Genomic DNA, 17,048 nt, shown 5'->3' with positions numbered 1-17,048 from the left:
GTCTATCATCCACGATCGCGTCATAGACATGGTCGTGTCTACGTCCCACTTGTGCGGGAGGAGGCACGTCCATGAAGGCAACTGCGTGGGTCGCCCGGAGGCGTTCCACCCGTTCTCTCTCGCTCTTCTGGTTTCGATTTCGCCGGACCATGGCGCGGCGCCTATCCCAGGAAGCCCACATTGTGGCGTTTTTAATGGGAATGGTGATGTCCGGCGTCGTCTTCGGGGGCATCGTGGCCGGTGAACTTCGGCCGGCGGACAAGCTGGAGCTGGCCAACCAGTTGGAGGCGTTCCTGCTGGCCACCGTGCACGGCCAGCTCGCGTCGGGCAGCTCGGTTTTCGCGAGCCGACTTCTCGCCGACGTGTCATGGCTTGCGCTGGTGTGGCTGGCGGGTTCGTCCGCCGTCGGGATTCCCATCGTGGCGGCGGCGGTGTTTGCGCGCGCTTTCGAGACCGGCTTCGCCGTGGCATTCACCGCCCTCCAATTTGGATGGAAGGGTTTCGCTGTGGCTTCCGTCGGCATCTTCGTGCATCAGGCGATCTTCTTGTTCGCGCTCCTGATCGCTGGCGTCAACGCCATCCGGTTTTCCTATCAAATCGTCGCTCAATCGGTGCCGCTCTCTCGGTGGTCGTTGCAATTTCTGCGGTATACTTTGAGCAGCGTGATGTGCCTCGGAGGTGTGATGCTCGCGGCCGCCGTGCAGGCGTTCATCGTGCCGCCTATGGTGATTCGGTTGCTGGGAGGATAAACATGGCAGCCTTTATTCGCCGCAACGAGCCGTTCACGTGTGCGCATTGCGGCTTGAAGGTGGAACCTGCCGAGCGCACGTGCCGGAACCACTGCCCGCGGTGTCTGTATTCCATGCACGTCGACGTGGATCCGGGCGATCGCGCCAATCCATGCGGCGGACTGATGGAACCTGTTCGGGTGGAGTACCACTCGAAGAAGGGCTATCAGATTGTCCATCGTTGCACGCGCTGCGGGCAGGAAACGCGAAACATCGCGCTCATCGACGTCGCGGTACAACCCGACGATCGCGAGCGGCTGTATGAACTGATGCGGAATCCGCGCTGAACGGTTGAGCGGCGCGCAGGGAGATGAAGCTCATGCAGCCCGAGATTCGCAAGTTTTTGGAACACGTGCGGTTGGAGCGCGGTCTCTCGGAGAACACCGCCGTCAGCTACGCTCGAGATCTCGCCGACTTCTCCGCGTATCTCGCGCGCGAAGAGCGAACATGGGCGGACGCCGATAGGACGCTCGTGCTTCGCTATTTGTCCGACCTGAAGCGGCGCGGCATGAAAGCGGCGACCATCGCCCGGCGAATGTCGGCGCTTCGCGCATTCTTTCGCTTCCTGGTGCGGGAAGGCGGATTGACGTCCGATCCTACGGCGAGCATCGAGGTCGCGGCGCCAGAGGAACACTTGCCTCGAGTCGTGTCGGAGGAGGACGTCGAACGGCTGATCGGCGCGGTGCGACGACCCGATGCGATGGGATTGCGCGATCGCGCGATGCTGGAAACCCTGTACGCGACGGGGGTGCGCGTGAGCGAGTTGCTCGCGCTGTCGCTCGAAGACCTGGAACTCGCCGCGGGCTATATCCGCGTGTTCGGCAAAGGGAACAAGGAGCGCGTGGTGCCGCTCGGCGAGGTGGCCCAGGACGCTCTCACCCTCTATCTGCGCTACGGCAGGCCCCTTTTGGCGCGAGACCGGAACGAGAACGCGGTCTTCCTCAATCGGTTCGGTCGGCGGATGACAAGACAGGGGTTCTGGAACCTCCTGAAAGGCTACGCTCGACAGGCGGGGGTCGCGGAACAGGTCACGCCGCACACGCTGCGGCATTCGTTCGCTACCCACTTGTTGGAGGGCGGTGCGGACCTCCGGGTGGTTCAGGAGTTGTTGGGGCACGCCGATATTTCCACGACGGAGCGCTACACGCACGTCACCCCAAAGAGGCTTCGCGAGGTGTACCGCAACGCGCATCCGCGGGCCTGATGACGAATGGAGGATACCGTTTGGACAAGCGTCTGATCTGGATTGTGCTGGACAGTTGTGGCATTGGCGCGGCGCCGGATGCCGCCGATTACGGCGAGGCTGACGTTCAGAGCAACACCATCGCGCACGTCGCCGAAGCGGTGGGTGGCTTGCGGGTACCTAACCTTGAGCGCCTCGGGCTCGGGCGGATCGCGCCCATTGCAGGGGTGGCGGCTTCCGGCGCGGGCGGTTACGGCACCATGGTGGAGCGATCCGCTGGCAAGGACACGACCAATGGCCACTTGGAGTTTGTGGGTGTCATCTTGTCGCAGCCCATGCCCACCTACCCGAACGGCTTTCCCCCCGAAATCATCGAACCGTTCGAGCGATACGTGGGCAAGCCGGTGCTGTGCAATCGCCCTGCATCCGGCACCTGGGTGATCGAAGCGTACGGGAGAGAGCACCTGGAGACGGGAAGGCCAATTGTCTACACCTCCGCGGACAGCGTGTTTCAGGTCGCCGCACACGAAGAGGTGGTCCCCGTCGATACGCTGTATGACTGGTGCGCGTTCGCGAGGTCCATCCTGGTCGGGCCGCACGCCGTGGGCCGAGTCATCGCGCGGCCGTTTCTCGGCGAGCCCGGGCGGTTTGTGCGGACGGATCGCAGGCGGGATTTTTCGCTCGACTTTGGCCCGACCGTGCTTGACGCCGTGGAAGCCGCCGGATATCCAGTCGTGGGGATCGGGAAAATCGCGGACATTTACAATCACCGTGGGATCACGCGCGCGGTGCACACCGTGGACAACGCGGACGCGATGCGAAACGTGGTGGCGGCCATGGACCGGGAGCGCACGGGGCTGATTTACGCCAACCTGGTGGACTTCGATTCGAAATACGGTCATCGCAACGATCCGGTCGGCTTCGCCCGCGCCATCGAGGCGTTTGATCGCGATCTCGAAGAGGTGCTCGCGCGGCTTCGCCCCGGCGATCTGCTGGTCATCACGGCCGACCACGGTTGCGATCCCACGGTCCCTGGCACGGACCACACGCGCGAGCGCGTCCCCATTCTCGCGTACCACTTGCAAATGGATGATCCCGTGGACCTCGGTGAGCGAGAGACGTTTGCCGATCTCGGCGCGACCGTGGCCGACTACTTCGATGTGGAGCATCCATCCGTCGGGACGTCGTTTCTCGAAAGCCTCCGCCTGAAATGACGCGGTTTCATGCGTAGCGCCGCTTCGTCTTGCACACACTAACGCCGATTTCGATTCGGATGACTCCGAGAGGAGGTTGCAGGATGAAGCGGCATTCCCGCATGCTCGCTCTGGGGTTCGGCGCCCTCTGTTTGGCCGCGGCCAGCGTCGCACCCGAAAGCGTTCGCGCGGCTTCGGGGCCAGGGATCGCCCAGATTCGCGAGGCGGCCGACGCCGGCAAACCGCAGACTGCCCCTGCTTCGAGCGTCGATCTCGCCAAACAGGCGAAATCCGCGGTCCTGATGGATTTTGCGACGGGGAAGGTGCTCTACGCTAAAAATGCGCATGAGCGCCTGCCGATGGCAAGCATCACGAAGATCATGACGCTGCTTCTCATCTTTGAGGCCATCGACAGCGGCAAGCTGAAGTGGACGGACCGCATCCAGGCCAGTGAGCGAGCCGCGAGCATGGGCGGATCGCAGATTTTCCTCGAACCGGGCGAGACCATGACGGTGCGCGATCTCGTCAAGGGCATCGCCATCGCTTCCGCAAACGACGCTTGCGTCGCCATGGCGGAACATCTCGACGGAAGCGAAGAGGCGTTCGTCGCACGCATGAATCAGCGGGCCAAGGAGCTCGGCATGACCGATACACACTTCGCGAACTGCAACGGACTGCCAGCGCCGAACCATTATTCGAGCGCGTACGACATCGCCGTCATGTCGAGAGCTCTCCTCATGCACCCTGAAGTGACCGCATTCACATCGGTGTACAGCGACTATTTGCGGAAAGACACCGATCGCCCGCTCTGGCTCGTGAACACCAACAAGTTGGTTCGTTTCTACGACGGCGTGGACGGGTTAAAGACGGGCTACACGCAGGAGGCCAAGTACTGCCTCTCCGCCACGGCGAAGCGAGATGGCTTTCGCGTGATCGCCGTGGTGATGGGCGAACCGAAGCCGACAGTTCGAAATGCGGAGATCTCCGGCATGCTGAATTACGCCTTTGCACATTACAAAGCCGTCCATGTGTACCCGCGTGGGCATGTGGTGGGCGAAGTGGCGGTGAAGAAAGGAACGCGCGATCGCGTCGAGGCGGTGACGGCCGAGCCCGCGGCTTTTGTCACCGACCGTGCGAGCCAAGGCGCTTACACGACGGAAATCCAGTGGATGACGGTGAAAGCTCCGGTGTCCCGCGGTCAAGTCGTCGGCCATTTGCTGGTCAAGTCTGGTGGGCAGGTGGTGGCGAAGGTACCGCTCGTGGCCAAGGAGGATGTCCCCAAGGCCACGTTTCTGCAAAGTTTTGGGAAGACTTTCAAGAAGGTCATCACCTTCGGACACGCGGGATGAGCGCGTTCGGAAGCATCAGGTCGCGCCGCCGAGGGCGGCGCGAACGATGTCGATTGGGCGCGCTTTTTCTTATTCGCGGGGAAATATCCAGAACCGCTCCGGCGGTGCCCACGGGCGTTGGGGCACCGTGTGTCGCGAACTTGACACCGCCCGTTCGCAGAGCTCGAGAATGTCCGGGGTACTGCCGTTCCGGAGAACGAGTTCAGCCTTCCATCGCAGGTATCCCGGGGGCGCGACGTCTCGCCGCTCGGAGATAAGCCGGTCGAGCGCGCGGAGTTCGGTTTCCGCCCGGTCGAGATCGCCGAGCGCCATGCTGAGTTCTGCAGCGAGCAGGTGGAGTTGTCCCAAAAGCTCGGGACCGATTTGCGCCGCGCGCAACGCCTGTGTGACGCGCCGCAAAGCGGAGTCCAGCTGTCCAAGCGCCTGATAGGTGAGGGCGAGCTCGTGATCGAGCGCAACGCGAAGCATGTCGTCTCGGGGACTGAATTTGTCCTCGAGCTCGAGCAAGTGGTTCAAGGCGCGTTCGGCATGTCCGCCGAGCCGGAGAAAAGCGCCCAAATTGATTCGGCAGCGCATGGCGAGCGCTCGGTTCCCAGCGGCTTCGTGCAGTTCGACGGCGTGTTCGCCGTGCGTGATGGCACATTCATAGTCGCCGACGGCCGCTGCGGAACACGCGAACCCGTGATGAACATGGGCGCGATCGACCGTGGACATGGGCTCTGCGTCTCTGGCGAGAATGGCTTCGTACAATGCCTTTGCTCTCTCCATCGGTCCGTATTGGAGATAGAGCCTGGCGAGTGTCATGTCGATTTTCAGCCCAAGGGGCATTTGTAACCCGGACGCCGCCAGCGCCTGTCGGGCCCGCTCCAGGTACCACATGGCCTCCTCGTCCCGCTGCAGCCTGCGACGCGCCAGGGCGCCGTAATAATATCCCCGAACGACACTCGACAAGTCGCCGCGCGCAAAGCCGGCCCAAACCAGTCCGTCGTAGAGGCGTGCCGCCTGCACGTAGTCGCCGGACTTCAAGTAACAGTCCGCCATATCCTGAAAGACCAACTCAGGGCGAAATTGGCTGTGCAACGGCCAGGAGAGCGAGAGAAAGTGACGAATGGCCTCATCGTATTGCCCTTGTTCTGCCAGTTGCTTGGCGCGCCGGTACGTGTGCGCTTCTTCGGATGATCCGGCGAGTTCCCTTTGAAACGTAGAGACGTCGACGCCGAGGCGCGCCGCGATGTGTTCTAAAAGTTGGGCGGACGGCATCGTTCGGTCGGATTCGATTTGGCTGATCATACTGGCCGTGGCGACGCCCTGCGCGAGTTCGGACTGGGTCATGCCACGCGCCTTGCGCAGCGCGCGAATCTTTTGACCAAGTGTTTGCATACCACGCCTCCTATCTTCTCCTTCCTCATTGTAGCGTCTGAGGACCGAACGCGTCATCGTTTGAATGTCGAATTCAGTAGATTCTCCACTTCTTTTGTCAATGGGCAGGAATTCCCCGTTTAGGCCGTGAATTTCTTGACCAGACCGCATAAGGAGAGGGGATGCAAGGTGTCCGTCGAGACCAAATTGGAACGAGGGATCGTGGTCATCCAGCTCAAGGGCGAACTGGATCATCACGCCGTGGAGCGAATTCGGGATCGGATCGAGCAGCAGCTTGCGGAAAACGGCTATCGGGGCCTCGTGATGTCGTTTCGGAACATCGATTTCATGGATAGTTCCGGCTTGGGGTTGATTCTCGGCCGGTATCGAAGCGTGACGGAGCACGGTGGGAAAATGGCGCTCTGTGAAGTCAATCCGACATTGCGGCGGCTCTTCGAAATGTCCGGGTTGTTGAAGGTGATTCCCGTTTACGACTCTGAAGAGGCTGCGGTGGCAGCCATACTGGGAGCGTGATCGCGGTGGAACGAGTGGCGGAAGACGTGCGCGTGGACAATTATCTGCGCCTTGTGTTTCCGAGCCGGTCGGAGAATGAGTCGCTGGCGCGGGTGGCGGTCGCTTCGTTCGTGGCGCCGCTCGATCCGACGATGGAAGAGCTGACCGAATTGAAGACGGCGGTGTCCGAGGCCGTGACCAACGCCATCATCCACGGATATCCCGACGAGATCGGCGAGGTCGTGGTGGAGTGCGCCCTCTACGGCAACCGTGTTCAGGTCGTTGTGGAGGACCACGGCGTGGGGATACCCGATGTCGATCTCGCCAAACAGCCGATGTACACGTCGCGCCCCGAGCTGGAGCGGTCGGGCATGGGGATGACCATCATGGAGACCTTTGTCGACAGGATGGAGATCGAGTCAAAGCCAGGAGAAGGGACGCGCGTCACCCTCATCAAAACGTTCCGAACCACCCCTGACGTGATGTGAGGGGGGTTGCGCGCGTGGATCAGGCAAAGGAGCGTCCCGTTCCACACCATGTGGACCAGTACGAAAAGCTGTCCGACGAAGAGGTCCGGGAGCTTCTGGAGCGCAGCCACAAGGGCGACGCGGAAGCGCGCGAGAGGCTGATCGTCCACAATCAGCGCCTGGTTTGGGCCGTGGTCCAACGGTTTCTCGGGCGCGGCTATGAAGCGGAGGATCTGTTTCAGATCGGATGTATTGGCTTGATGAAGGCGGTGGACAAATTTGACCTGTCCTATGACGTCAAATTTTCCACCTACGCCGTACCTATGATTATCGGCGAAATCCAACGGTTTTTGCGCGACGACAGCACGGTCAAGGTCAGCCGGAGCCTCAAGGAGACCGCCAAGCAGATCCGCCATGTGCGGGATCGCTTGTCCAAGGAGCTCGGTCGGCAGCCCCACATCACCGAGATCGCCGAGGCCATGGGCATGGAGCCGTCGGAAGTCGTGTTTGCGCAGGAGGCGCTTCGCGCGCCAGCGTCCATTCACGAGACCGTGTATGAGAACGACGGCGATCCCATCTACCTCATGGATCAAATCGCCGACGAAGAGACGGAGGGCAAGTTCGACAAGGTCGAACTCCACGAGATCATCGGAAGACTGCCTGAGCGGGAGCGTTTCATCGTATACATGCGCTTCTTTCGGGATAAGACGCAGAGCGACGTGGCGCGCGTGCTGGGCATCTCTCAGGTGCAGGTGTCGCGTTTGGAGAAGCGGATCCTGCAGCAAATTCGCCAGGAGCTCGAATGACGTCGCTTCTGGAACAACTTGACGCCGCCTTCGGGCGGCTTTTTTCGCGTGTTTCGGGCATCTTACCTGGATGAGCAGAGATGGGGGGATACCGGATGCCAGTCGCCACACCCGAGGAGCGCGCCCGATACCAAGCGTTGGTCCACCGCTTGACACCGGGCCGACCCGTTATCCGCAATACCGCGCGCGCCTTCGTCGTCGGCGGGCTGATTTGCGAATTGGGTCAGCTCATTCAGGCGCTGTTCGTTCGTTACGGCGGGTTCAAACCCACCGAGGCAGGAAATCCTACCGTTGCGGTGCTCATCCTGCTGTCGGCCGTCTTCACCGCCCTCGGCGTCTATGACCGATTCGCCCAGTGGGCCGGAGCCGGATCGGCGGTGCCCGTCACCGGCTTTTCCAACACCATGACATCCGCCGCGATGGAACACAGGAGCGAAGGCTTCGTGGCAGGTATCGGCGGGAACATGTTCAAGGTGTCCGGGCCTGTCATTGTGTATGGCGTCGTCAGCGCGTTTTTTATCGCCCTGATTCGTTACATCGTGGAGCACCTGTGAGAGAGGACGATGGGGGATGGCACGATTGGGTCGCTCCACATGGGCGTTCGGCGAACACCAGGTGGCAGTGAAGGCGGTTTCGACGGTGGCGGGCCCATGGGAGAGCCGAGGCCCGCTCTCCGACGCGTTCGACGTGCGCTTGGATGACGATCGCGCCGGACAGGATACGTGGGAGCGAGCTGAACAGGCGATGTTTCGCCAGGCCTGCGACATCGCGTGCGACAAGGCAGGCATCGTCGCTTCAGACGTCGATCTCGTCATCGGGGCCGATCTGAACGCCCAACTCACTTCCTTCTACATCGGCCTCCGCCAACTTGCTCGGCCGATGCTCGGCGTGTACAGCGCGTGCGCGTCGCTCTGTGAGGCGCTCGCGGTGGCAAGTCTGGCGGTGGCGACGGGATTCGCGGACGTCGTGTTGGCCGGCACGTCGAGTCACAACAGCACGGCGGAGCGCCAGTTTCGGTACCCCACCGAATACGGCGTGCAGCGCCCGCCCACGGCACAGCGCACCGTCACCGGCGCCGGTGCAGCCATCGTCACAAGAGGGCGCGGAATGTGGCAAATCACCCACGCGACGCTCGGCGAGATCACCGATTTCGGCGTCAAGTCGCCTTGGGAGATGGGTGCGGCGATGGCGCCCGCGGCTTGCGACACCATCCGCCAGCACCTGGCAGACACGGGTCGGTCTCTCGACGACTACGACCTGGTCATGACGGGCGATCTCGGCCGGATCGGGCTCGACATTCTTCGCCGTCTTCTCGTGGACGAGGGCGTTGCGCCCGAATCTGTCGTGCGTGAGCGCGTCAACGACTGCGGCGCGATCATCTACCATCCGGATCAACCTGAGGTGTTCTCAGGGGGCAGCGGAGCTGCGTGCAGCACCTTGGTGACGTTTGGTCACGTGTTTCGCGAAATGGAACGCGGTGGCCTCCGCCGTGTGCTGGTGTCGGCCACGGGCGCGCTTCTCTCCCAGGTGAGCGCCCAGCAGGGTGAGACCATTCCATCGATTTCGCATGCCATTGCGTTTGAACGGGGGGATTGACATGTCGGCTTGGACCTTTCTGTGGGCCTTTTTGGTGGGTGGGGCCATCTGCGCCCTTGGGCAGGTCATCATGGACACGACGAAGCTCACGCCTGGTCACGTCATGTCGATCCTGGTCGTCGCCGGCGCTGTGGCAGACGGTCTCGGCCTCTACGATCCGCTCATCAAGTTTGCTGGCGCAGGCGCCACGGTTCCCATTACCAGCTTCGGGAACGCGCTCGTGCACGGCGCGATGCACGAAGCCAAAATCCACGGACTGATCGGCGTCATCACGGGCATCTTCGAAGTGACGAGCGCCGGCATCTCGGCCGCGATCGTCTTCGCATTCCTTGCGGCCGTCTTCGCGAAACCGAAAGGGTGAGGCGGTTGCACGCGAAGGGTTCCCGCAGGCGCGTCATCGTGGTGACGGACGGCGATCGAGTGGCGGCACGCGCGCTTGCCATCGCCGCCAGGCGCACGGGATGCTCTTTCGTCGCGCAGAGCCGCGGCAATCCGACCCGCCTGAGCGGCGTGGAACTGGTGCGGTGGATCGAACAGGCCCCACGCGATCCGGTCATTGTGATGCTCGACGACAATGGCGATCCGGCAGAGGCCGCCGGGGAATCTGCCCTGCGCGTGATCCACGCCCATCCCTCGGTCGAAGTGGCGGCCATTCTCGCCGTCGCCTCTCGCACGGACGGCGTCCGGGGTACGCCGGTGGATTTCAGCGTCGACCGAACGGGGCGTCGCGTCGATCGAGCTGTCGACAAGGAGGGCCGTGAGATCGACTCTTATCTCATCGCGGGCGATACGGTCGACGCGCTGCGCGGGATGGACGTCCCGCTCATCGTGGGAATCGGCGACATCGGCAAGATGAACGGGTTGGATGCCCCAGCTCGAGGCGCGCCAGTCACGACGAGCGCTGTCGAATGGGTGCTCATGGAGCTCGCGTGGCGCGCTGGCCGCCGCCACCTCCAGCCTGCCGACGGCCCGCCCACAACGAGGCAACGCCCTCGACATACGATGGGGTAGACCTGGAGGGGGTGAAGCGGCGTGTTGAGCATCCTGGCGTTTCTGCCCCGTGTTTTCCGCTATTTTGGGATGTTCCAGATGTTTTTCGGGTTTGTGCGGCCTTTTTGGCCGATGATCGCGCGCGTTTGGCGGCGGCCGGCCGTGGCTGCGGCGTGAAGTTGGGTCTGCGCGGGCGGCGTGCAGTATAATAGCCAACATGGACACTCGCGCACGACAGGGGTTGAACGGTACGAAGGTTCTCTACGCCGGACCGGGAACGGTTCACAGTTGGATTGAGGTCGTGGAGGAGAAGGGTATTCGGCAAATGCGCTTTGGCCGGAACGGCGGATGGCAAGGGGCGCTCGATCTCGCCCGCCCCGAGCGCCCCGTCTTCCCATATCAACGGGCTTTCACGGCCGTCGCCGAGGCCCATGCACCCGTTGGGACATTTCTGGCCATTGGCGTGGGCTCGGGGACGAGCCTCTATCATGTGCGCCGCCTTCATCCGGAGGCGGCACTGCACGGTGTCGAGATCGACGAGACGGTGCTGTCGCTCGGCATCGAATGGTTTCAGGCGCCTTCCCATCGAGAGGCAGAGTATTGGATAGGCGACGGCGTGCAATTTGTGGGTTCGCCGCACGCTCAGATCTACGACCTGATTTTTGTGGATGCCTACCTGAAGGCAAGCATCTACCAACCCTGTATCGCACCGGAAACCGCGGCCTGCCTTTCGCGCGTGACGTCGAGCCGCGGGACCGTGGTCTACAATCTCATCGCCTCAAGCTATCGTTCCGCTCACCTCCGAAGTTTCGTCGATGCGCTCCGGCCGTTTTTCTCCGTGTTGCTGGACCTTCCTGTGGGGGTTCCGTTGACCGCGCAAAACCGTCTGCTCATCGCCACGCGCGACGACGAACTCGCGGACAGGTTGCGTCACATCTGCGCACGGGCGGGTGCCTCCGATCTCGAGCGCGTCTCCTGGTTCTTGCGCCTATCGGCCCTGTGACCGCGCGTGCTATAATGCGAGTATCCATGGATCGGCAGGAGGCATGGTATTGCTCGCGTCGTGGCTCAGTCCCTTCTGGATCTTGCGGTTCGTCATCGTCGTCGTGAGTCTCGTTTTCCACGAGTTTGCACACGCCGCGACGGCGACCTGGCTTGGTGATTCGACACCCCGCCGCCAGGGTCGGCTGACGTTGAATCCCCTTGCGCATCTCGACTTGACAGGCTTCATCGCCATGTTGATCGCGCCGATTGGCTGGGCGCGCCCCGTTGAGATCCATCCGGGTGCCTTTCGCCACCCCCGCGCCGGCATGGCATGGGTCGCGGCGGCAGGGCCTTTTGCGAACGCGGTCCTCGCGGCGCTTTGCTATGGCGCGCAGGCCATACCGGCTGTGACCGCATCCGATGCGGCACAACAAGCGTTGGGCTTGGCATTCGAAGTGAATGTCGCGCTTTTGCTCCTCAATCTGTTGCCCATTCCCCCGCTCGACGGGTGGCGCGTGGTCTCTGCGCTCATGCCCGTGCGGTGGCGTCTCCGGATCGGATGGCTGGATGGATACGGACCATGGCTGCTCCTGTTGCTGTTTCTCCTTCCACCCGTGAACCGCGCGTTTTCCGATCTCGTGTACGCCGTCATGTCGTTCTGTTACGGCGCGTGAGAGGAGGCGCAAGGTGTCCTACGAAATTCGAATCGCCCAGTTCGAAGGGCCGCTCGATCTGCTCTTGCATCTCATCCGCAAAAACGAAATTGACATCTATGACATCCCCATTGCCGCCATCACGGAACAGTATCTTCAATACCTGGACGATCTCGAGCGATGGTCGCTGGAGATTGCCAGTGAATTCCTGGTAATGGCCGCGACGTTGCTCTCCATCAAGTCGCGGATGTTGCTTCCGAGGAGAACGTCGACTGCCGACGGCGATGAGGAGGATCCGAGGCTTCCGCTCGTGCAGCAATTGCTGGAGTACGAGCGGTGCAAGTGGGCTGCGGCGCAATTGGCCGATCTCGCCGCGCGCAACGCTCAGGTGTATGGACGCGAACCGATGGATCTGCGGCCATACAGGCCGGATCGGACGAGCGACGGGCTCGATGTGACGCTTTGGGATCTCGTGGACGCGTTTCGCAAACTATACCTTCGCTTGCCCCCTTCCGAGCGAGTTGCGGAAATCCGCGGCAAGGTGGAGAAGGTGGAGGAGTGGATGGACGAGATCGCGTCCCGCATGCGCCGTTACCGCTCGGCGGAGTTTACATGGCTCCTCGGCGGGCGATGGACGCGTGGGGCCCTGGTGGCGGCGTTTCTGGCCATCCTGGAACTCCTGAAGGACGGCCGCCTGAGGTGTCGCCAAGCGGAGCCGTTCGGGCCCATTGAACTTGTCTGGACGGGGGATTGAACATGGAACTCGTCGCTGCGCTTGAAGCTGTGTTGTTCGCGGCTGGATCGGACGGCATGACGACCCGTGAGCTCGCACAGGTGCTGGATGTGTCGGAAGGTCAAGCGCGTGACCTCTGCCACCTCCTGGCGGCGCATCTGGAGGAGCGCGGTTCGGGCCTGACGCTGCTCCACACGGGAGATACGTGGCAGCTCGTGACCCGCCCCGAATTTGCCGCGTACTTTCGGCGCATGGCTGATCAACCTGCCCGGGCGAGTCTGTCGCAGGCCGCGCTCGAGGTGCTGGCCATTATCTCGTACAAGCAGCCCATCACGCGCGCCGAGATCGAAGAGATTCGCGGCGTGCATTCGGATCGCGCGCTGGCCACACTCATCCACCGCGGGCTTGTCGAAGAAGTGGGGCGCCAGGACGGACCGGGGCGCCCGATTCTGTACGGTACAACCATGGAGTTCCTTCGCCAATTCGGGCTGAGATCGCTGGACGAGCTGCCTCCGCTCCCTGATTTGACAGGCCGTGAGACGCCTGATCTGTTTGCCATGTCGTCCGATCTCGCCCGGGACTGAGTTCCTGCATATCATCCAGCTTCTGGGTGCATGCTAGCCATGAGTGCGAGAGAGGTGCCTGCACCCATGGAGTTGGCTTGGATTGGCATCGCGTGCGGTTTCGGTCTGGCGCTGTGCGCGCTCCTGCTTGCGGCACCCGTCCGCTTGGAGGTGGAGTATCGGCGAAGCGGCGCGGATCAAATCCACGCCCGTGTTCGCGCGCTCTACGGACTTGTGCGCGTTCACTGGCATTGGTCGAGCGACGAACAAGATCCTCGCCGGAAGCGGGCGGGTCAAGGCGAGGGTCTCGCTCGATCCGAGTCGGACGAGCGTGGGCGCCCGTCGTTGGCTTCCCTTCGAACGTGGCGAACCTTCGGTCGGCGTGCGCTGTCAGCGCTCGATCGCATGGCTCCCCACGTGCACGTGCATGAACTGCGGTTCGAGGCGCGCATGGGCGCTGGTGAGTCCGTCCGAACGGGTATGCTCGTCGGTACGGCGTATGCCGCCCTGTACACCCTACTCGGTTGGCTCAGCCACCGCGTGCGGATGCACCGCGTGCCCACCGTCTCCATCGCACCCGCGTTCCAAGACGCCTTGTTGATCATCTATGCAAGGAGCATAGTGCGGATTCGCACAGGGTACGTTATAGCTGCAGGAATTCGCTTGTTGACGGCTTGGAAGAGGAGGGCGTCCTAACGTGGATCATCCCATTCAGGGCCTCATGCAGACCGCGATGTCGAATCTTCGCGAGATGGTGGACGTCAATACCATTATCGGCGATCCGGTCGAGACGCCGGATGGAACCGTAATTTTGCCGGTGTCCAAAGTGGGCTTCGGCTTCGCCGCAGGGGGAAGCCAGTTCGAGGGGGGCGATGCCAACGGCCAGGGGCAGGGGGATCTCCCCTTCGGCGGCGGCTCAGGCGGCGGCGTGTCCATCACGCCGATTGGCTTCTTGATTGTGCACGGCAACAACGTTCGGCTTCTGTCGGCGGACCATCAGAACCAATTGTATGATCGATTGATCGATCTCGCCCCCGCGATGTTGGAGCGGATTCAGAGCCTGTTCTCCAAGCAGAAGTCGGATCCGCCCGTGATGTGACGCGCGTCATACGATGATTAGGCCCGGCATACTCCTTGTAAGGGACAAGTCCGCCCGACAGGGGGTGCCGTGCCGTGATCGACTTGATCTGGCTCGCGTTGTTTTTGTCCGGCGTCGGGACCGCCATGGTCACGGGCCGCATGCCCATGGTGTCCAATGCTATCCTGAAAGGCGCAGAGAACGGCGTGGAACTGTGCATCGGCCTGATTGGGGCCATCAGTCTGTGGATGGGTCTCATGCACATTGCGGAGCGCGCAGGCGCGGTGGCGTGGCTGGCTCGCGCACTGCAACCCATCGCCCGCCGCCTGTTTCCTTCGGTGCCTCCCGACCATCCCGCGATGGGCGCCATTTTGGCGAACATGAGTGCCAATCTGCTGGGAATCGGGAACGCCGCGACGCCGCTCGGCTTGAAAGCCATGGAGGAATTGCAAAAACTCAATCCTCACCCTGACCGAGCTTCGGACGCGATGTGTACGCTTCTGGCCGTGAACACAGCCAGCATCACCCTGATTCCCACGACCGTCATCGCGCTGCGCATGCAGTATCATTCCGCACATCCCGCGGCAGTGGTCGTGACCACCCTCGTCGCCTCGCTGATTGGGACCTGCGCTGCCATTGCCTTGGATCGCATGTTCCGTGCGCTTTCCCGCCGGAGGCAGACGCTATGAACGGCGCCTTGGCCGCGATCAGCGAATGGATGCTGCCGCTTGTCGTCGGACTGATCCTCACTCTGGGCGCCGTGCGGCGCGTCCCCATCTACCAAACGTTCGTGCAGGGCGCGAGGGGCGGATTCTCCACCTCCGTCCGGTTGATCCCGCATCTCGTCGCCATGATGGTGGCGGTCAGCGTATTCCGAGCCTCCGGGGCGATGGATGGGCTCGTCCACTTGCTCGATCCCGTCCTCGTCTGGCTGCACGTTCCCGCCGAAGTGGCGCCTATGGGGATCCTGCGCCCCATCACAGGGCAAGGAAGCCTGGCCTTCATGATCGATATTTTTCAGAAGCACGGCCCGGATTCGCACCTCGGCTTGCTCGCATCCACGATGCAGGCGTCGTCCGACACGACGCTTTACATCCTCACCGTCTATTTTGGAAGTGTGGGCATTTATCGGTTCCGATACGCGCTCGCCGTAGGTTTGTTGAGCGATCTCGTCAGTGTGCTTGCATCGGTGTTCGCAGTTTGGCTCGTGTCTGGTATGATACAGGTCTAGCGAACCTGGCTCTTTGCGCAGGAGGATGGGAGTTCGGATCGGGATGGAACGATTGCAAAAGGTGTTGGCACATGCCGGGGTGGCGTCCCGCAGGAAGTGTGAGGAGCTCATCTTGGCAGGTCGGGTGAGTGTCGACGGGGAGACGGTGACTGAGCTCGGCGCGAAAGTGGATCCATCTCGTCAGCGTATCGCCGTGGATGGCGTTCCCATCGAGCTCGAGCAACCGGTGGTTTTCGTGCTGAATAAACCGGTCGCCTACCTGTCCACGGTATCGGATCCCTTGGGGAGGCGCACGGTCATGCAGCTGTTGCCGCCCATCCGAGAACGCGTGTACCCGGTCGGCCGACTCGATTACGATACGAGCGGCTTGCTCCTGTTCACGAACGACGGCGAATTGACGCAGCAATTGCTGCATCCTTCGCGTGAGATCGAAAAGGTCTACCGCGTCTCCGTGAGAGGCATCGTGGATCGGGAAACCCGGCGGGCGTTGATGGAAGGCGTGGAACTGGAAGATGGCGTGACCGCTCCCGCCAAGGTGGAGGTCCTGCGTCAAGCCGATTCGGAAGACGGCGTGGCGGTCGTGCATCTTGCCATCCACGAAGGCCGCAATCGGCAGGTGAGGAGAATGTTCGAGCGATTGGGGCTTCCCGTGGTGCGGCTAAAGCGGATCGCGTTCGGCCCCGTGTCGCTCGGCCACCTGAAAACGGGCGAGTGGCGTCCTCTCACCCAGGAGGAATGGGTGGCGCTCTACCAGGCTGCCGGAATGACGCCTCCGCCGTATCGACGGCCGACCCCTCGCCGCGAGCCCTCGAAGGGATCGGCGAGGCCGTCGGCGCGCGGACGACGTGAGCGCCCCGAATGAGCCACGAGGGCGCATGGATAGGCGCGGACACAGCATCCTAGCTATGGGAGGTGCTGTGGAACATGACCAAGTCAGCACGAATGGCGGCCCTGCTCAGTCTCGCCCTAATTCTGACCGGGTGTGGACAAGTACAGAACGCTTCGCAAGCGGCGAACGGGGTCGCTCAAGCGACGAGGCAGGCGGGCAACCGTGTGGCCAACACCGTCGAGCGAGCTGGCCAGGCGGCAGATCGCGTGGGCGAAGTGGTGAAAGACTCGGCGGCGTCCTTTCATCAGGCCAACGACATCGCGGGGAATCTTGTGCGATCCGGCTATGCCGCAAACGCCATCGCGTTCGTGATGGGCGATGTCGCCTATGTGGCGGTGCAAACGCCATCCGCGAGTGGAGGCTCAAAACGATTCAGCAAGGAAAACATTGCCGCGCACGTGAAGTCGGTCTTTCCGGCCATTCGGCAGGTGTACGTAAGTGAAAGTCCGGACGTGTATGCGCGCTTCCAAAACTTCCAGCGCTTGATGCAACAAGGACGCCCGGTCGATGCTGTGTGGCAGAACTTCAAGGTCTCCGTCGACCGCATGTTCCCATCCTGAACGTTTTCCAACCAGGCGGGGGGGGGGGGGGGGGGGGGGGGGGGGGGGGGGGGGGGGGGGGGGGGGGGGGGGGGGGGGGGGGGGGGGGGGGGGGGGGGGGGGGGGGGGGGGGG

At 62.5% G+C, this 17,048-nt stretch carries 24 protein-coding genes; 23 read left to right on the top strand and 1 reads right to left on the bottom strand.

The window, feature by feature from the left end; translation table 11 throughout:
- Positions 1-71: 71 nt before the first annotated feature.
- The 5 genes from J3481_RS06140 (at position 72) to J3481_RS06120 (ending at position 4,513) form a co-directional block, all read left to right on the top strand.
- Positions 72-749, top strand: a complete 678-nt coding sequence (locus J3481_RS06140) for a stage II sporulation protein M (protein WP_206830980.1) — start codon at positions 72-74, stop codon at positions 747-749.
- Positions 750-751: 2 nt separating this feature from the next.
- On the top strand, positions 752-1,075 hold the full coding sequence (locus J3481_RS06135; RefSeq protein ID WP_206830979.1) for an RNHCP domain-containing protein: 324 nt from the start codon (positions 752-754) through the stop codon (positions 1,073-1,075).
- Between the two features lie 32 nt (positions 1,076-1,107).
- Positions 1,108-1,992, top strand: a complete 885-nt coding sequence (gene xerD / locus J3481_RS06130; protein ID WP_206830978.1) for a site-specific tyrosine recombinase XerD — start codon at positions 1,108-1,110, stop codon at positions 1,990-1,992.
- 20 nt (positions 1,993-2,012) lie between these two features.
- Positions 2,013-3,185, top strand: a complete 1,173-nt coding sequence (locus tag J3481_RS06125) for a phosphopentomutase (protein ID WP_206830977.1) — start codon at positions 2,013-2,015, stop codon at positions 3,183-3,185.
- 83 nt (positions 3,186-3,268) lie between these two features.
- Positions 3,269-4,513 carry a D-alanyl-D-alanine carboxypeptidase family protein gene (locus tag J3481_RS06120; protein WP_206830976.1) on the top strand — a complete coding sequence of 415 codons (1,245 nt, stop codon included), beginning with the start codon at positions 3,269-3,271 and terminating at the stop codon, positions 4,511-4,513.
- 69 nt (positions 4,514-4,582) lie between these two features.
- Here the strand turns inward: J3481_RS06120 and J3481_RS06115 are convergent, their stop codons facing one another.
- Positions 4,583-5,893, bottom strand: a complete 1,311-nt coding sequence (locus tag J3481_RS06115; protein WP_206830975.1) for a helix-turn-helix domain-containing protein — start codon at positions 5,891-5,893, stop codon at positions 4,583-4,585.
- Between the two features lie 168 nt (positions 5,894-6,061).
- On the opposite strand from J3481_RS06115, the gene spoIIAA reads away from it, so the two are divergent.
- The 18 genes from spoIIAA (at position 6,062) to J3481_RS06030 (ending at position 16,935) form a co-directional block, all read left to right on the top strand.
- On the top strand, positions 6,062-6,406 hold the full coding sequence (gene spoIIAA, locus J3481_RS06110) for an anti-sigma F factor antagonist (protein ID WP_206830974.1): 345 nt from the start codon (positions 6,062-6,064) through the stop codon (positions 6,404-6,406).
- 5 nt (positions 6,407-6,411) lie between these two features.
- On the top strand, positions 6,412-6,873 hold the full coding sequence (gene spoIIAB, locus J3481_RS06105) for an anti-sigma F factor (RefSeq protein WP_328702049.1): 462 nt from the start codon (positions 6,412-6,414) through the stop codon (positions 6,871-6,873).
- Between the two features lie 14 nt (positions 6,874-6,887).
- Positions 6,888-7,658 (top strand): RNA polymerase sporulation sigma factor SigF, encoded by a 771-nt coding sequence (gene sigF / locus J3481_RS06100; protein ID WP_206882441.1) that lies wholly within the window; start codon positions 6,888-6,890, stop codon positions 7,656-7,658.
- A 95-nt stretch (positions 7,659-7,753) separates the two neighbouring features.
- Positions 7,754-8,212, top strand: coding sequence for a stage V sporulation protein AC (gene spoVAC / locus J3481_RS06095; RefSeq protein WP_206830972.1), 459 nt, complete (start codon positions 7,754-7,756; stop codon positions 8,210-8,212).
- 16 nt (positions 8,213-8,228) lie between these two features.
- Positions 8,229-9,254 (top strand): stage V sporulation protein AD, encoded by a 1,026-nt coding sequence (gene spoVAD / locus J3481_RS06090; RefSeq protein WP_206830971.1) that lies wholly within the window; start codon positions 8,229-8,231, stop codon positions 9,252-9,254.
- 1 nt (position 9,255) lies between these two features.
- The gene (spoVAE, locus tag J3481_RS06085; protein ID WP_206830970.1) at positions 9,256-9,615 is read left to right on the top strand and encodes a stage V sporulation protein AE; all 360 of its coding nucleotides are present in this window, start codon (positions 9,256-9,258) and stop codon (positions 9,613-9,615) included.
- 5 nt (positions 9,616-9,620) lie between these two features.
- The gene (locus J3481_RS06080) at positions 9,621-10,265 is read left to right on the top strand and encodes a stage V sporulation protein AE (RefSeq protein WP_206830969.1); all 645 of its coding nucleotides are present in this window, start codon (positions 9,621-9,623) and stop codon (positions 10,263-10,265) included.
- 21 nt (positions 10,266-10,286) lie between these two features.
- A complete protein-coding gene (locus J3481_RS14830) occupies positions 10,287-10,421 on the top strand; it encodes a hypothetical protein (protein ID WP_012811046.1) in 135 nt (44 codons plus the stop codon).
- Positions 10,422-10,461: 40 nt separating this feature from the next.
- Positions 10,462-11,247 (top strand): spermidine synthase, encoded by a 786-nt coding sequence (locus J3481_RS06075; protein WP_206830968.1) that lies wholly within the window; start codon positions 10,462-10,464, stop codon positions 11,245-11,247.
- A gap of 49 nt (positions 11,248-11,296) precedes the next feature.
- Entirely contained in the window at positions 11,297-11,902 is a 606-nt protein-coding gene (locus tag J3481_RS06070; RefSeq protein WP_206830967.1) for a site-2 protease family protein, read from the top strand.
- Positions 11,903-11,915: 13 nt separating this feature from the next.
- Positions 11,916-12,635: a segregation and condensation protein A gene (locus tag J3481_RS06065; protein ID WP_206830966.1), complete on the top strand. Its 720-nt coding sequence runs from the start codon at positions 11,916-11,918 to the stop codon at positions 12,633-12,635.
- Positions 12,636-12,637: 2 nt separating this feature from the next.
- On the top strand, positions 12,638-13,198 hold the full coding sequence (gene scpB, locus J3481_RS06060) for an SMC-Scp complex subunit ScpB (RefSeq protein WP_206830965.1): 561 nt from the start codon (positions 12,638-12,640) through the stop codon (positions 13,196-13,198).
- Positions 13,199-13,264: 66 nt separating this feature from the next.
- Positions 13,265-13,873: a DUF2953 domain-containing protein gene (locus J3481_RS06055; RefSeq protein ID WP_206830964.1), complete on the top strand. Its 609-nt coding sequence runs from the start codon at positions 13,265-13,267 to the stop codon at positions 13,871-13,873.
- 1 nt (position 13,874) lies between these two features.
- Positions 13,875-14,276, top strand: coding sequence for a GerW family sporulation protein (gene ytfJ, locus J3481_RS06050; RefSeq protein ID WP_206830963.1), 402 nt, complete (start codon positions 13,875-13,877; stop codon positions 14,274-14,276).
- 74 nt (positions 14,277-14,350) lie between these two features.
- Positions 14,351-14,944 (top strand): nucleoside recognition domain-containing protein, encoded by a 594-nt coding sequence (locus J3481_RS06045; RefSeq protein WP_206830962.1) that lies wholly within the window; start codon positions 14,351-14,353, stop codon positions 14,942-14,944.
- Positions 14,941-15,486, top strand: coding sequence for a spore maturation protein (locus J3481_RS06040; protein WP_206830961.1), 546 nt, complete (start codon positions 14,941-14,943; stop codon positions 15,484-15,486). The genes J3481_RS06045 and J3481_RS06040 overlap by 4 nt, the downstream gene beginning before the upstream one ends.
- A 43-nt stretch (positions 15,487-15,529) precedes the next feature.
- Positions 15,530-16,348 carry a pseudouridine synthase gene (locus J3481_RS06035; protein ID WP_206831063.1) on the top strand — a complete coding sequence of 273 codons (819 nt, stop codon included), beginning with the start codon at positions 15,530-15,532 and terminating at the stop codon, positions 16,346-16,348.
- 62 nt (positions 16,349-16,410) lie between these two features.
- On the top strand, positions 16,411-16,935 hold the full coding sequence (locus tag J3481_RS06030) for a YhcN/YlaJ family sporulation lipoprotein (protein WP_206830960.1): 525 nt from the start codon (positions 16,411-16,413) through the stop codon (positions 16,933-16,935).
- Positions 16,936-17,048: the final 113 nt, after the last annotated feature.

Source organism: Alicyclobacillus fructus, assembly GCF_017329605.1.
GTDB lineage: Bacteria > Bacillota > Bacilli > Alicyclobacillales > Alicyclobacillaceae > Alicyclobacillus > Alicyclobacillus fructus.
Note: the sequence above shows the minus strand (reverse complement) of the source record. Positions and strands in the feature narration are given on the sequence as shown.

Excerpts from the sequence above, each read along its gene's own strand:
- J3481_RS06140 (WP_206830980.1), top strand. The coding sequence starts at position 72 with ATGAAGGCAACTGCGTGGGTCGCCCGGAGGCGTTCCACCCGTTCTCTC.
- J3481_RS06135 (WP_206830979.1), top strand. The coding sequence starts at position 752 with ATGGCAGCCTTTATTCGCCGCAACGAGCCGTTCACGTGTGCGCATTGC.
- xerD (WP_206830978.1), top strand. The coding sequence starts at position 1,108 with ATGCAGCCCGAGATTCGCAAGTTTTTGGAACACGTGCGGTTGGAGCGC.
- J3481_RS06120 (WP_206830976.1), top strand. The coding sequence starts at position 3,269 with ATGAAGCGGCATTCCCGCATGCTCGCTCTGGGGTTCGGCGCCCTCTGT.
- J3481_RS06115 (WP_206830975.1), bottom strand. The coding sequence starts at position 5,893 with ATGCAAACACTTGGTCAAAAGATTCGCGCGCTGCGCAAGGCGCGTGGC.
- spoVAC (WP_206830972.1), top strand. The coding sequence starts at position 7,754 with ATGCCAGTCGCCACACCCGAGGAGCGCGCCCGATACCAAGCGTTGGTC.
- spoVAD (WP_206830971.1), top strand. The coding sequence starts at position 8,229 with ATGGCACGATTGGGTCGCTCCACATGGGCGTTCGGCGAACACCAGGTG.
- spoVAE (WP_206830970.1), top strand. The coding sequence starts at position 9,256 with ATGTCGGCTTGGACCTTTCTGTGGGCCTTTTTGGTGGGTGGGGCCATC.
- J3481_RS06075 (WP_206830968.1), top strand. The coding sequence starts at position 10,462 with ATGGACACTCGCGCACGACAGGGGTTGAACGGTACGAAGGTTCTCTAC.
- scpB (WP_206830965.1), top strand. The coding sequence starts at position 12,638 with ATGGAACTCGTCGCTGCGCTTGAAGCTGTGTTGTTCGCGGCTGGATCG.
- J3481_RS06055 (WP_206830964.1), top strand. The coding sequence starts at position 13,265 with ATGGAGTTGGCTTGGATTGGCATCGCGTGCGGTTTCGGTCTGGCGCTG.
- J3481_RS06040 (WP_206830961.1), top strand. The coding sequence starts at position 14,941 with ATGAACGGCGCCTTGGCCGCGATCAGCGAATGGATGCTGCCGCTTGTC.
- J3481_RS06035 (WP_206831063.1), top strand. The coding sequence starts at position 15,530 with ATGGAACGATTGCAAAAGGTGTTGGCACATGCCGGGGTGGCGTCCCGC.
- J3481_RS06030 (WP_206830960.1), top strand. The coding sequence starts at position 16,411 with ATGACCAAGTCAGCACGAATGGCGGCCCTGCTCAGTCTCGCCCTAATT.